We start from the raw sequence: 13723 nt of genomic DNA on the forward strand, positions 1-13723 counted from the left end.
GGGCCAAGGGCCCTAGCCGCGCAAGGCTTCGACGGCCGCTGCCAGCGCCGCCGGCACGTCCGGCACAAGAGTGTGCACCCCGTCGCGTACGACGTGCCGTCCGCCCACGACCGTATGGCGCACATCCGCTGCCGACGCGGCGAATACGGCCGTCTCGGCAGCGAGTCGCGGCGACGGCCCGGCTGTCCTGACCGAGTCGAGCGCGACCGTCGTGAAGTCGGCGAGCGCGCCCGGCTCCAGGGTGCCCGCGTCGTCCCAGCCGAGGGCCGCGTGGCCGTCGGCCGAGGCCGCCCGCAGGAGGGCCGCCGCCGTCCAGTGACCGCGTGTGCGGGTGCGCAGCCGCTCGTTCAGCTCCATCGCGCGGGCCTCTTCGAGGAGGTCGATCACGGCGTGGCTGTCGGAGCCGAGGGAGAGCGGTGAGCCCGCCCGTTGCAGGGCGGCCGCGGGTCCGATGCCGTCGGCGAGGTCGCGCTCGGTGGTGGGACACATGCACGTACCGGTCGAGGTGGACCCGATCAGGGCGATGTCCTCGTCGGTGAGGTGGGTGTTGTGGACCCCGGTCGTGCGCGGCCCGAGGACACCGTGCTCGGCGAGGAGCTGTGTCGGTGTGCACCCGTGCGCGGCGAGGCAGGCGTCGTTCTCCGCCGTCTGCTCGGACAGGTGCACGTGGAGCGGGGCCCGCCGCTCCTCCGCCCACCGCGCCACGGTCGCCAACTGCCCCGCGGGCACGGCCCGTACGGAGTGGACGGCGGCACCGATCCGCAGGTGATCCCGTTCCTTGAGAAGTGAAGAGCGTTCCGCCCAGGCCTCCGCCGTGCCGTCGGAGAAGCGGAGCTGGTGCTGGTCGGGTGCCTGGCCGAAGCCGGAGGACAGGTACGCGGTGTCGAGGAGGGTGATCCGTATCCCGGCCTCGCCGGCGGCCGCGACGAGCGCCTCGCCCATGGCGTTCGGGTCGGCGTAAGCGGTGCCACCGGGGGCGTGGTGGAGGTAGTGGAACTCGCCGACGGCCGTGATGCCGGCGAGGGCCATCTCGGCGTAGGTGGCCCGTGCGAGGGCGTGGTACGTCTCGGGGGTCAGCCGGTCCGCGACGCCGTACATGACCTCGCGCCAGGTCCAGAAGGTGCCGGACCCGACCTGGACGGTGCCGCGCAGGGCCCGGTGGAAGGCGTGGCTGTGGGCGTTGGCGAGCCCGGGAAGGGTGAGCCCGCGCAGCACCTCGGCGCCGGGCGGCGGGGCTCCGGTGTCCCGCCGCACGGCGGTGATGCGTCCGTCCGCGACGTCGACGGCCACGCCCGCCGCGACGTGGGTGTCCAACCAGGCGTGCTCCAGCCAGTACGTACTCCGCGTCACCTGCAGGCCAGCCCTTCCAGTACGTCGGCGAGTGCGCTCACCCCGGCCACGCAGTCGTCCTCGGCGGCGTGCTCGGCCGGGGAGTGCGAGACACCCGTGGGGTTGCGCACGAACAGCATGGCGGTCGGGATGTTCCCGGACAGGATTCCCGCATCGTGTCCGGCACCGGTGCCGAGGACGGGCACGTTCAGGTCCGTGTCCTTGCCGAGGATGCGGGCCAGTTCGTCGCGCAGGGCGTGGTCGAACTCGACGACGGGTGTGAAGGACTCCCGGACGACGTCGAGGTCGACGCCGTGGGCTTCGGCGTACTCGCGGGCGGCCTTCTCGATGCCGCCGACGACGGTGTCGAGGCTCCCCTGGTCGGCGGCGCGGGAGTCGAGCCAGCCGCGCACCAGCGAGGGGATGGCGTTGACACCGTTCGGCTCGACGACGATCTTGCCGAAGGTGGCGACGGCGCCGGTGAGTTCGGCCTCGCGGCGGGCGGCGAGCACGGTCTCGGCGTACGACAGCATCGGGTCGCGTCGGTCGGCGAGCCGAGTGGTCCCCGCGTGGTTGGCCTCGCCCCGGAAGTCGAAGCGCCACCGTCCGTGCGGCCAGATGGCGCTGGCGATGCCGACCCGGTCGCCGGACAGGTCCAGCGCGCGTCCCTGCTCGACATGCAGTTCGACGAAGGCGCCGATGCGGGCGAGGCGTTCGGGGTCGGCGCCGATGGTGCCGGGGTCGTATCCGGCGGCTTCCATGGCGCGCGGCAGGGTGATCCCGTCGCCGTCGGTGAGCCGGTGCGCCTGCTCGACGGTGAGCTGCCCGGCGGTGAGCCGCGACCCGACGCAGGCGAGCCCGAACCGGGCGCCCTCCTCGTCGCCGAAGTTGACGACGGCGAGGGGCTTGGTGAACTGCGCGTTCCTGCCCCGCAGTTCATCGAGGGCGGCGAAGGAGGACACGACCCCGAGGGGCCCGTCGAAGGCGCCGCCGTCGGGCACGGAGTCGAGGTGTGACCCGGTGACGACGGCGTCCCCGGCGGCGGGGTCCCCGAGCCACGCCCACTGGTTGCCGTTCCGGTCGACCTCGTAGGTGAGCCCGCGGGCCTCGGCCTGTTCCTTGAACCAGGCACGGCACTCGGCGTCGGCACCGGTCCAGGCGTAGCGGCGGTAGCCGCCGGAGGCGGAGTCGCGGCCGATCGGCAGCAGCTCCGCCCACATGCTGTGGAAGGTCACGCGTCGTCACCCTCACGCATCGGCACCCGGACCCCGCGCTCGTCCGCCACCGACTCGGCGATGTCGTACCCGGCGTCCACGTGCCGGATGACGCCCATGCCCGGGTCGTTGGTCAGTACCCGCCGGATCTTCTCCCCGCCGAGCTTCGTGCCGTCGGCCACCGTCACCTGGCCTGCGTGGATGGACCGGCCCATGCCGACGCCGCCTCCGTGGTGGATGGACACCCAGGACGCGCCGGACGCCACGTTGACCATGGCGTTGAGCAGCGGCCAGTCGGCGATCGCGTCGGAGCCGTCGAGCATGGCCTCGGTCTCGCGGTACGGCGAGGCCACCGACCCGCAGTCGAGGTGATCCCGCCCGATGGCCAGCGGGGCGGCCAGTTCACCGCTCGCGACCATGTCGTTGAAGCGCTCGCCCGCGCGGTCCCGCTCCCCGTATCCCAGCCAGCAGATCCGCGCGGGAAGGCCCTGGAAGTGGACGCGCTCCCTCGCCATCCTGATCCAGCGGGCGAGGGACTCGTTCTCCGGGAAGAGGTCCAGGATCGCCTGGTCGGTCTTCGCGATGTCCGACGCCTCACCGGACAGGGCCGCCCAGCGGAAGGGGCCCTTGCCCTCGCAGAACAGCGGACGGATGTAGGCGGGTACGAATCCGGGGAAGGCGAACGCCCGTTCGTATCCGGCGAGTTGGGCCTCGCCACGGATCGAGTTGCCGTAGTCGAAGACCTCGGCGCCGGCGTCCATGAAGCCGACCATGGCCTCGACGTGCTTGGCCATCGACTCGCGCGCACGGGTGGTGAAGCCGGCGGGGTCCTTGGCCGCGTAGGAGGCCATGTCGTCGAAGTCGACGCCCAGCGGAAGGTAGGCCAGCGGGTCGTGCGCGGAGGTCTGGTCGGTGACGATGTCGATGGGCGCGCCCTCGGCGAGCATGCGCGGAAGCAGCTCCGCCGCGTTGCCGAGCAGTCCGATGGACAGCGGCCGGCGGGCGTCGCGGGCCTCGACGGCGAGTTGGAGGGCGTGCTCCAGGGAGTCGGCCTTCACGTCCAGGTAGCGGTGCTCGATGCGGCGCTCGATCGCGCGCGGGTCGCAGTCGATGCAGAGGGCGACGCCGTCGTTCATCGTCACGGCGAGCGGCTGGGCGCCGCCCATGCCGCCGAGCCCGGCCGTCAGGGTGATCGTCCCGGCGAGCGACCCGCCGAACCGCTTGGCGGCCACGGCGGCGAAGGTCTCGTACGTGCCCTGCAGGATGCCCTGGGTGCCGATGTAGATCCACGAACCGGCGGTCATCTGCCCGTACATGGTGAGGCCGAGCTGTTCCAGCCGGCGGAACTCCTCCCAGTTGGCCCAGTCGCCCACCAGGTTGGAGTTGGCGATCAGGACGCGCGGCGCCCACTCGTGCGTCTGCATGACACCGACGGGACGGCCCGACTGCACGAGCATGGTCTCGTCCTGCTTCAGGGTCCGCAGCGTCCGCACCATCGCGTCGAAGGAGCGCCAGTCGCGGGCGGCCTTCCCGGTGCCGCCGTAGACGACGAGCTTGTCGGGGTGCTCGGCGACCTCGGGGTCGAGGTTGTTCTGCAGCATGCGCAGCGCGGCTTCCTGCTGCCAGCCCAGGGCGCTTCGTTCCGTACCGCGCGGGGCTCGTACGGGTCGGGGTCCTGACACGGTCTGCCTCCTGGCGGGTGGTCTGGCGGGCTACGAGTGTTGCATCACTTATTCACATCCTGAACCACTGAATAGACCTAGTCAATACCGCTTTACGCCAGCGGGGACGCGCTACGGGTGTTTGGGTGGACACACGGGACACATACCCCGGACAGGCACACCGGTCGGCCCGGCGCAGCACCGGCCGACCCGGCGGCACACCGGTTCCGGGGCGTGAACACGCACGAACACGACAACGGGGGACACCATGGGGGACATGGAGCACGGATTCGCACACGGCTCCGACGAGGGGCGCGCAGCACGACGGGACGGCGCCACCGACGGGGAGCGCGCCGCACGGCGGGACGAGGCGATCCGTGCCGCCGTGGAGCGGGGACTGCTGGGGCCCGGCAGTCCCGTCGTCGGGCTCCTCGACGTCGCGGGCATCCGCGCCTCGGCGACGGCGCTGCGGGCGGCGTTCGACGCCGTGACCGCACCGGGCACCCCCGTCCTGCACGCCTTCGCGGTGAAGGCCACGCCTCTCGTGCCCGTACTGCGTCTCCTGCACGAGGCGGGCATCGGCGCGGAGGTGGCCAGTCCCGGCGAACTGGCCCTCGCGCGGGCGGCGGGCATCACCCCGGCCCGGACGGTGCTCGACTCCCCGGCCAAGACCCCGGCCGAACTGCGCGAGGCGCTGGCCCTGGGCATCGCGGTCAACGCGGACAACCCCCAGGAACTCGACCGCATCGACGCCCTCGTCCACTCGGCACCCACGCGCTCCCCGATCGGTATCCGCGTCAACCCGCAGATAGGCGGCGGCACCATCGGCGCGACATCCACCGCGACGTCCACGTCGAAGTTCGGGGTGGCCCTCCAGGACGAGGGCGCCCGGGAGTGGGTCGTCCGCGTCTGCACGGAGCGCCCCTGGCTGACCCGGCTGCACGCGCACACCGGCTCCCAGGGCGTCCCGCTCTCCCTGATGGCGCGGGGAGTGGAGGAGACGTACGCGCTCGCCGAGGAGATCAACGAACACCTAGGGCGGCGCCAGATCGACACGATCGACGTCGGCGGCGGTCTGCCGGTCAACTTCGCCTCGGACGCCACGACCCCGACGTACGCGCAGTACGCCCGTCTGCTCTCCGAGGCCGTACCGGGGCTGTTCGACGGGCGGTACGGCCTGGTCACCGAGTTCGGGCGGTCACTGCTCGCCAAGCACGGCACGGTGGTGGCCCGCGTGGAGTACGCGAAGCGCGCGGGCGGCCGCCCCATCGCGATCACACACGCCGGGGTCCAGGTGGCGACCCGCACGGTCTACGCCCCGGCCTCGTGGCCCCTGCGCATCGCCGCATACGACCCGAAGGGGCGCCCCAAGGAGGGGCCCGCCGTCGTCCAGGACGTCGCCGGCCCGGCCTGTTTCTCCGGCGACCTCCTGGCCGAGGGCCAGGCCCTGCCCCTCCTCGACCAGGGTGACTACGCGGCCGCCCTGGACACCGGCGCGTACTACTTCGCCCACCACTACGCCTACAACTCCCTCCCCCGCCCCGCGATCCACGGCTTCGCCCCGGCCGAGCGGGGAGAGATCCGCTTCGCCCTCGTACGGGAGGCGCAGACCCCGGCCGAGATCGTCGCCGAGTCGGGCGGCGACCACTCGACGGCTCTCCTGGACCTGTAGGGACCGCGCAGGCACCGCACAGGCACGCGCCTGAACCGCACCCCCGCCCCAGGCACCCCCGCCCCAGGCATCGGCGCGCGCCGCCGCGTGCTTCAACACGTGCGCCGCGGGGTGCCGAGTTGACGCCCCGCACCGGCAGACAGGGGTCCGGCGCCCGGGCTCATCACCGCAGCTCAGCGGGCATATCTCCGCACAGGCGTCAACAGCACCCGAATCAGGGAACAACCGACCCACGTTAGCCACTCGGGCGCATGTTCCACCGGAAAATGCCAGAACTCTCACGCCTGAGGCACACGTTGCGTAGCTTCGTGGTCACTGAGCCGTACCCGAGGCGGGAGGGAAGCCACGGTGCCCGGAATCGACGAGTGTCTGGTGGAAGCCATGCGGCTGCCCGGTGCCCTGGGCGCCGCGGTGGTCGACTGGACCAGCGGCCTGGCGCTGGGCACGGTCGGCGAGGCACCCGGCGGCGACCACGAGACGACCGCGGCCGAAGCGGCGGAGCTGGCCCGAATCGCCGCCGAACACCGCGCGTTCGCACCGGAGGAGGGCTCCGGCTGGGACGGCGACGACCCGCCCGTCGAAGACCTCATCGTCAGCAACCGCGACACGTACCACGTCCTGCGCTTCGTCCGGACGACGTTCGACAGCAGCGTCTTCCTCCACCTGTGGCTCTCCCGCGCCGACGGCAACCTCGCCCTCGCCCGCATCCGCCTGGGTGAGATGGCCGGACGGCTGGTGCTGGGATGACCCTGGTCAGCAGACCGCGCACACCGCCACCCCAGCTGCCCGTACGTCCCCGGCCGGTCGAGGGCCCCGCCCTGTCGCCCATGCTCCACCGGCTCGCCGCCGAGCGCGCCTCCGGCGTCCTGCTCCGCGAGCGCGGCGCGCTCTACCTCTCCGACGGCCAGGTCGTGCACGCCGAGAGCCCCGAGACCCCGGGCCTCGACGTGCTCCTCACCACCGGCGGCGTCCTGGACGCCGAGGGATGGCGGGACGCGGTCGCACAGGCGGGAGAACGGGGGCGGGTCGGCCGGTACCTGGTCGACAGCGGCCGGGTCGCCGAGGGCGCGCTGGAGCTGTGCCACACGGGGGCACTGTTCGACGCGGCGTTCTTCGTGCTCGGCCCGTCCAGCGCGCCCGCCCGCTTCCGGTACGGGGACGCGCACTGGCTCGGCACGGTGCGCCCCGTACCGGTGGCCGCGCTGGAGCGCGAAACCGTGCGCCGCCGTGAACTACTGCACCGCATCTGGCCCGACCCTGCGACGGACAGCGCACCCCTGATACGGGCCGACCGCCAGGCCCAGCCACCGGTCCCGGCCCGCCAGGGAGCCGTCCTCGGACAGGTGGACGGGGTGCGCACGGCCGCGGACATCTCCCGGGTCCTGGGCCGCCCGGCGTTCCACACCCTGGTCGACCTGCGCAGGCTCGCCGCCGCCGGCATCGTCACGACGGCGCCGCCCGCCCCCCGTCGGCACCACCCGGACCGGATGCCGCCGGACCACCCGGACCGGATGCCCCCGGGCCGTACGGCCCGCATGCTCCCGGCGCATCCGACGACGCACCCGACCGACGAGCACCGCGAACACGGCGAACGCGGCGCACCACCGCCCCACCCGCTCCCCCTGCCCCTTCACCCCGACACCCCCGACCCCGTGTCCGCCCTGCTCGCCCCATCCCCGGCGGACCCCAATGTCGCCCTGCTGCGTCGGCTCCGAGACGCCCTGGAGGCCCTGTGATCCGCGCGCTTCGACAGCGTGCCGAGAGGAGACTGCTCATGGCAGCGGAGGCCGAAGTCCTCGACGAACTCCGCCGGCTGCGTGCCCGCGTGCCCCAGCTGACCGGCGCGCTCGCGGCCAGCGTCGACGGCCTGGTCCTCGCCCAGGACACCCCCGGTGTGGAACCGGAGGGCGTGGCCGCGCTCACCGCCGCCGTCCTGGGCGTGGCCGTACGGATGACGGACGCCACCGGCCAGGGCGACTTCCGCGAACTGCTGGTCCGCGGCACGCAGGGCTACGTGGCGACGTACGCGGCGGGCTCCTCCGCCGTGCTGACGCTGCTGGCCGAGGACCGGGTCAACGTCGGCCGGCTGCACCTTGAGGGCCGCCGCGCCGGGACCCGGATCGGCGAGCTGGTCGACGCCGCGGCGGCCCGCGCCGAACCGCCCCCGCGATCCGCCGCGGCGAGGGCCAGGAACCAGCCCAGTGCCACCTCCCGGCCGGAAGGGGAAGGCGACCGCGAGACCGAACCGAATTCGACCCCGAATTCGACCCCGAGTTCCACTCCGCAGTCCACCCCACACTCCGCCCCGAGTTCCAACCCGAGTTCCAACCCGAGGTCCGCCCCGAAGTCCGCGCCCAAGACCACCGCCGCTTCGGCCCCGCCCCCCACCCCTGCCTCCCTCCCCACCCGGACCCGAACCACCCGAACCGTGCGGGCCACCACTCGCCCCACTCCCAACACACCAACCACCAGCGAAAGTTGAAAGGACCCGGCACACCATGGCCAACACCGAGACCGCGTTGAAAGAGGCCCTCGCTTCCATCGAAGGCGCGACCGGCGCCGCCCTCGTCGACTACACCAGCGGCATGGCGCTGGGCACGATCGGCGGCAGCAAGGGCTTCGACCTCACCGTCGCGGCGGCCGGCAACACCGACGTCGTACGCGCCAAGCTGCGCACCATGGAGCACCTGGGCCTGAAGGGCGACATCGAGGACATCCTGATCACCCTGAGCGACCAGTACCACCTGATCCGACTGCTCACCGGCCGCGGCGGCAACGGCCTCTTCCTCTACCTCGTCCTCGACTCCAAGCGGGCCAACCTGGCCATGGCCAGGCACCAGTTGAAGAGGATCGAGAGGGACCTGGAGATCTGACAGGCCCTGGCCGACCGGTCACACGACACGATCGATCGCCACGGCGGCGCGGCCCCACCCGGGGACGCGCCGCCCAGCGCCGCCCAGCGCCACCGAGCGCCACCAACCGCCGCCCAGCGCCACCACCCCCGCTCTGTCAGCCGCCCAACAACCGCACAACACGCGCCAAAACCTCTGGTGAAGCTCTGAGAATCCCCGGGTCGCGCATCCATGGCGCGCGGCCGGGCAGAACTTCCCCGGACAGATCACCGATCGGGGGAGGTTCTCTTGTCCACCACCGAAACGACCACCGGGGCGTCGACTCCCGCCGGAGAACCAGGCCTCAAACGCGTCCTCGGCCCCAAGCTGCTGATCCTCTTCGTGATCGGCGACATCCTCGGAACCGGGATCTACGCGACCACCGGCAAGGTCGCCGGGAAGGTCGGGGGCGCGCTGTGGCTGCCGTTCGTCATCGGGTTCGTCGTGGCGATCCTGACGGCGGCCTCGTACGTGGAACTGGTCGGCAAGTACCCGAAGGCGGCGGGCGCGGCCCTCTACACGCAGAAGGCCTTCAAGCTGCCGTTCCTGACCTTCATCGTCGCGTTCATGGTGATGTGCTCGGGCCTGTCGTCCGCGAGTGCGGCGGCTCGTGCGTTCAGCGGTGACTACCTGGGCGAACTGACGAACGACGCACTGCCGCCCACGCTGATCGCGATCCTCTTCATCGTGCTGCTCGCGGCCCTGAACCTGCGGGGCGTCTCGGAGTCGGTCAAGACGAACGTCGTCCTGACCCTCGTCGAGCTCACCGGCCTGCTGATCATCCTCGCGATCGGCGCGTGGGCCGTCCTCACCGGCGACGGCGAGCCGTCCCGCCTGACCGAGTTCGAGGCGAGCGGCACGGGGTACGCCCTGATCACGGGTGTACTGGGCGCCACGGCCCTCGGGTTCTTCGCGTTCGTGGGCTTCGAGGACTCGGTGAACATGGCGGAGGAGACGAAGGACCCGAACAGGACCTTCCCACGAGCGATCTTCATCGGTGTGGCGGTGACGGGGACGATCTACGTCCTGGTCGCGCTGGTCTCGTCCCTCCTCGTCGACCACAAGACGCTGGAAGGGTCGAGCGGACCCCTCCTTGAGGTCGTGAAGGCGGGCGGCGTGGACTTCCCGCACAAACTCTTCGCCCTGATCGCGCTGTTCGCGGTGACCAACTCGGCGCTCATCAACATCATGATGGCGTCCCGCCTGTGCTACGGCATGGCCAACGAGCGCATCCTGCCGCGTGGCATGGCCCGCGTCCTGCCCCACCGCCGTACGCCGGTCGTCGGCATCGTGTTCGTCACCCTGCTGGCCATCGGCCTGGTGTCCACGGGCGAGATCGAGGGCCTCGGCGACACCACCGCCTTCCTGCTCCTGTGCGTCTTCGCCGTGGTCAACATCGCGGTTCTGGTCCTGCGCCGCGACCGGGTGGACCACGCCCACTTCCGCACCCCCACGGTCCTCCCAGTGCTGGGCGCCATCACAGCCCTGATCCTCGCCAGCCCCCTCGCCGACCGTCCGGCCGACGTCTACATCCGCGCCGGTGTCCTCCTGGCCATCGGTATCGGTCTGTGGGCGGTGAACAAGCTGGTCCTCAGGGTGCGCGACGAGTCCTGACCTGTCCGGTTCCGCCGGGTCCTTGCGCGCGAGGACCCGGCGGGCCAGTGGACTCCAGGTGGGCTGCGCGTGGGCTAGACGCGCGCGGCCATTGCACGCCGTCCGCCCCCGGGCGCCGCGTCCCCCGCGGCCACACCCGTGGACCGGTACGCCTTCACCCGCTTGCCTCCCGGGGCCCCACCGCGCCCTGACAGCCAGTCGACCCGAACCCACAGCAGCGCGTCCCCGGACTGCTCGGCCCGCCCGATCCACCCGGCCTTCAGCCGCAGCCCGGCCCCGGCGCCGGCCAGCAGCAGACCACCGGCCGCCGGCACCACGAACGCACTCCCCAGGGCGGCCAGAAAGCCCAGCACCAGCCACCACCGGTGCCCGCGCCGCCAGTTCCGTACGGTGACCCGCCGGTCCTGGAGCACGTCCTGCTTACCCGCCCGGACGGCACCACGGGTCAGCTCCCCGTACCGCTTGCGCCGCACTCCGCCCACCACGGCGGCCGTCACCAGGAACAGCGCGGCCCCGGCCATGACCCCGATGCGCCGCCCCGTCAGCCCCGGCACCAGCACACCGATACCCGCCGCGAACACCCCGAGCCACCACAACGGCGCTGCCCCGGCCCTCACCACGACGGCCACCCGCGCCAGCCCCTGCGCTCCGCGTGTCACGTTCCCGCCTCCTCTGCTCCAAGGCTCCTCAAGGGGTACGACTACCGCGGGGCACGCTAGCCAGCGAAAGTGAGACCTGCCTGAGAACCGAGAACCGGGAACCGAGAAACGGGACCCGGGAACCGAGAACCGGGAGCCGGGAGCCGGAAACCGGAAACCGGGAGCCGGGAGCCGAGTACCGAGCCGTTCAGCAGCCGCTCACTCCACGAACAGCCCCCGAGCGGCGGCCCGCGTGTCGAACTCCTCCAACCGCACCTGAGCCCCCGGCAGGTCGTCGCACATCGCCTCCAGCAACACCCGCCCCAGCAGCATCGGCGCACACGCCGTGTCGAAGGCGAGCCCCGTGCCCACGGCGGCGGGCAGCAGCAGATCCGACACCTTGGCCACGGGCGCGAAGGCCGAGTCCGCCACCGTCACCACCGACAGCCCGGACTGCTTCGCATACGTCAGCCCGTCCACGACCTCCCGCGGATGCCGCGGCAGCGCGAAGCACAGCAGCGCGCTCGCCCCGGCCGACACCGCCGCGTCGATCCGGTCGTGCAGCATGGTGCCGCCCTCGTTCAGCAGCCGTACGTCCGGATGGACCTTCGCGGCGAAGTACGAGAAGCCGTACGCCTGGGACGCGGCCGCCCGCAGCCCGAACACGGGCAGCGGGCGCGAGGCGGCCAGCAGCCGCCCGGCCCGCTCCACCGGCCGCGGGTCCGCCAGCAGTTCCGCCAGGTGCCGCAGGTTCTCGATCTCGGCCTCGACGGCCTGCTGGTACTCGTTGTACGACGCGGTGTCCGCGGCCGGCTCCGCGGGGGCGACCTCGCGCAGGTGCCGCCGCAGCGCCGGGTACCCGTCGAAGCCGAGGGCCACCGCGAAGCGCGTGACCGAGGGCTGGCTGACCCCGGCCAGTTCGGCCAGCTCCACGCTGGACAGGAACGGCACGTCCGCGGCGCGCCGCACCATGCTGTGCGCGATGCGCCGCTGTGTGGGCGTCAGCCGGTGCCCCTCGAAGAGCGCCTGAAGGCGCGCCGCAGGGCTGTCGGTCACGCTCATGGCGTGCTTCCCCTCCCAAAGTCCTGACCGTTCCCCAAGTCCTGGCGAACGTCCTGATCCAACTGATCCTCGCGGGCATTCGTCCAGATGTCCGTGAAACGGTCGAGCAGTGCGGCCGCCGCGCCCACGTCGTCCGTGAGCGGCCGGTCGGTCTGGTCCGCGTCGAGCACCGCCTCGGCCAGCTCCAGCGCCCTCCCGGCCGGCAGCCCGGGATCGGGCCGCAGGTCGCGCTGGCGCAGGGCCCGTACGGCGGCGACGAGTTCGCAGCCGACGACGAGGCGGTACGCACCGCACGCCCGCAGCGTCTGGCGCGCGGCCAGCGACGCGAAGCTGGCCTGCTCCTCGACGCCTCGGGAGAGTACAGCGTGGCCCAGCGACGCGGGCGCCGAGAAGGCCCGCAGATCACCGAGGGCGGCTCCGGCGGCGTACTCCAGGATCATCACACCCGAGGAGGCGGGCTCCTGGTCGGCGAGGAAGGGGCGCAGCCGGGTGTAGGCGGGCTCGTTGAGGGTCGAGAGGCGGGACGTCGACAGCCGCGCCACCTGCGTGACCGCGAGCCTGAAGTGGTCGAGCGACAGGACGAGTTGGGCCTGGTAGAAGCCGCCGTGGTGGTACGCGGCCATGTCGTCGGGGCAGATCAGGGGGTTCTCGGCGGCGGCGTTGATCTCCACCTCCAGCACCCGCTGAAGCGAGTCGGCCGCGTCGAGCGCGGGCCCGTGTATCTGCGGCAGGCAGCGGAAGCCGTACGGGTCCTGGATCCGGCCCAACGGTGGCGTCGGCCGGTCGTCGGCGCCGATCAACTCCCGCATGCGCCGGGCCACTTCGCGCGACCCCGGGTGCGGGCGGGCCTCGTGCACGGGAGCCGCGTACGCCTCGTGCGACCCGTCGACGGCGAGCAGCGAGAGCGCCGCGACGACCTGTGTGGCGGCGAGCAGCCCGCGCAACTCGTGCAGTGCCAGGGCGGACTGACCGAGGGTGAGGGCGTTGCTGCTGATCAGGGCGAGGGCGTCGTTGTTGTCGAGCGGCTGGGGCTCGGGGCCCCGCGTCCCCCGCCAGGGGTGCTCCCCCGCCAGCGCGAGCCCCACCTGGGCGAGTGCCGCGATGTCGCCGGTGCCCACCGACCCGAACTCGTTCACCACCGGGTACGCCCCGCTCTCCAGCGCCTCGCACAGCGCCGTGACCACGCTGGGCCGCAACCCGGCACCGCCGGCGAGCAGCTGGTTGGCCCGTACGGCGAGCATGGCCCGCACCTGCCGCGCGGGCAGCTCCGCCCCTATGGCTCCCGCGTGGCTGCGCAGCAGACGCAGACCGTGCCCGGCGGCGGCCTCGGTCGGCACGTCCTCGGTCCGGTTCGCGCCCACGCCGGTGGAGCGGCCGTACACCCGGCCGGTCGCCGCGATCTGCCGGGACGCGTCCCAGGACTCCTCCATCCGCTTCATCGCGTCCGCGCCAAGCACGGGCCGCGCGGCCCCGTCGGCGAGCCGTACGACGTCCTCGACGCCGGCGCGACGTCCGTCGAGCACCACGATGCCGGCCGACACGACACCCGGGGCGTCCACGATTCGAGACGACATCACACCCAAACCCCTCTCAAACCGGACATGAAATCTTGCCTGGCGGCCTTTCGTAACCAGTGATTTAC

The 13723-nt window shown here is 72.4% G+C and carries 12 protein-coding genes; 6 read left to right on the plus strand and 6 right to left on the minus strand.

The features are described from left to right. Positions 1 to 12: 12 nt before the first annotated feature. From E0500_RS04250 to hutU, 3 genes are read right to left on the minus strand one after another with little or no spacing between them, the layout of a single operon-like run. A complete protein-coding gene (locus E0500_RS04250; RefSeq protein WP_131571214.1) occupies positions 13 to 1350 on the minus strand; it encodes a formimidoylglutamate deiminase in 1338 nt (445 codons plus the stop codon). Then, complete coding sequence (locus tag E0500_RS04255) at positions 1347 to 2564, minus strand: allantoate amidohydrolase (RefSeq protein ID WP_131571217.1); 1218 nt, start codon at positions 2562 to 2564, stop codon at positions 1347 to 1349. The genes E0500_RS04250 and E0500_RS04255 overlap by 4 nt, the downstream gene beginning before the upstream one ends. Further along, on the minus strand, positions 2561 to 4225 hold the full coding sequence (gene hutU / locus E0500_RS04260) for a urocanate hydratase (RefSeq protein ID WP_131571220.1): 1665 nt from the start codon (positions 4223 to 4225) through the stop codon (positions 2561 to 2563). The genes E0500_RS04255 and hutU overlap by 4 nt, the downstream gene beginning before the upstream one ends. Before the next feature lie 247 nt (positions 4226 to 4472). Between hutU and E0500_RS04265 the strand changes: the two genes are divergently transcribed. From E0500_RS04265 to E0500_RS04290, 6 genes are all read left to right on the plus strand, one after another. Continuing rightward, positions 4473 to 5876: a diaminopimelate decarboxylase gene (locus E0500_RS04265; protein WP_399118557.1), complete on the plus strand. Its 1404-nt coding sequence runs from the start codon at positions 4473 to 4475 to the stop codon at positions 5874 to 5876. A gap of 348 nt (positions 5877 to 6224) precedes the next feature. Beyond that, the gene (locus E0500_RS04270; protein ID WP_131571225.1) at positions 6225 to 6623 is read left to right on the plus strand and encodes a hypothetical protein; all 399 of its coding nucleotides are present in this window, start codon (positions 6225 to 6227) and stop codon (positions 6621 to 6623) included. Next, positions 6620 to 7612 carry a hypothetical protein gene (locus E0500_RS04275; RefSeq protein WP_399118560.1) on the plus strand — a complete coding sequence of 331 codons (993 nt, stop codon included), beginning with the start codon at positions 6620 to 6622 and terminating at the stop codon, positions 7610 to 7612. The genes E0500_RS04270 and E0500_RS04275 overlap by 4 nt, the downstream gene beginning before the upstream one ends. Positions 7613 to 7650: 38 nt before the next feature. Next, positions 7651 to 8358 carry a roadblock/LC7 domain-containing protein gene (locus E0500_RS45330; protein WP_181586863.1) on the plus strand — a complete coding sequence of 236 codons (708 nt, stop codon included), beginning with the start codon at positions 7651 to 7653 and terminating at the stop codon, positions 8356 to 8358. Positions 8359 to 8374: 16 nt separating this feature from the next. Beyond that, a complete protein-coding gene (locus E0500_RS04285) occupies positions 8375 to 8749 on the plus strand; it encodes a hypothetical protein (RefSeq protein ID WP_131567572.1) in 375 nt (124 codons plus the stop codon). Positions 8750 to 9016: 267 nt separating this feature from the next. Continuing rightward, entirely contained in the window at positions 9017 to 10381 is a 1365-nt protein-coding gene (locus E0500_RS04290) for an APC family permease (RefSeq protein WP_131567574.1), read from the plus strand. 74 nt (positions 10382 to 10455) lie between these two features. Here the strand turns inward: E0500_RS04290 and E0500_RS04295 are convergent, their stop codons facing one another. The 3 genes from E0500_RS04295 to E0500_RS04305 form a co-directional block, all read right to left on the minus strand. Further along, a complete protein-coding gene (locus tag E0500_RS04295; protein ID WP_131567576.1) occupies positions 10456 to 11040 on the minus strand; it encodes a hypothetical protein in 585 nt (194 codons plus the stop codon). A gap of 198 nt (positions 11041 to 11238) precedes the next feature. Beyond that, entirely contained in the window at positions 11239 to 12081 is an 843-nt protein-coding gene (locus E0500_RS04300) for a MurR/RpiR family transcriptional regulator (protein WP_131567578.1), read from the minus strand. Continuing rightward, positions 12078 to 13655 (minus strand): aromatic amino acid ammonia-lyase, encoded by a 1578-nt coding sequence (locus E0500_RS04305; protein WP_181586864.1) that lies wholly within the window; start codon positions 13653 to 13655, stop codon positions 12078 to 12080. The genes E0500_RS04300 and E0500_RS04305 overlap by 4 nt, the downstream gene beginning before the upstream one ends. Positions 13656 to 13723: the final 68 nt, after the last annotated feature.

It is taken from the genome of Streptomyces sp. KM273126, assembly GCF_004337435.2.
Lineage (GTDB): Bacteria > Actinomycetota > Actinomycetes > Streptomycetales > Streptomycetaceae > Streptomyces > Streptomyces acidicola.

Excerpts from the sequence above, each read along its gene's own strand:
- E0500_RS04300 (WP_131567578.1), bottom strand. The coding sequence starts at position 12,081 with ATGAGCGTGACCGACAGCCCTGCGGCGCGCCTTCAGGCGCTCTTCGAG.
- E0500_RS45330 (WP_181586863.1), top strand. The coding sequence starts at position 7,651 with ATGGCAGCGGAGGCCGAAGTCCTCGACGAACTCCGCCGGCTGCGTGCC.
- E0500_RS04275 (WP_399118560.1), top strand. The coding sequence starts at position 6,620 with ATGACCCTGGTCAGCAGACCGCGCACACCGCCACCCCAGCTGCCCGTA.
- E0500_RS04305 (WP_181586864.1), bottom strand. The coding sequence starts at position 13,655 with ATGTCGTCTCGAATCGTGGACGCCCCGGGTGTCGTGTCGGCCGGCATC.
- E0500_RS04285 (WP_131567572.1), top strand. The coding sequence starts at position 8,375 with ATGGCCAACACCGAGACCGCGTTGAAAGAGGCCCTCGCTTCCATCGAA.
- E0500_RS04265 (WP_399118557.1), top strand. The coding sequence starts at position 4,473 with ATGGGGGACATGGAGCACGGATTCGCACACGGCTCCGACGAGGGGCGC.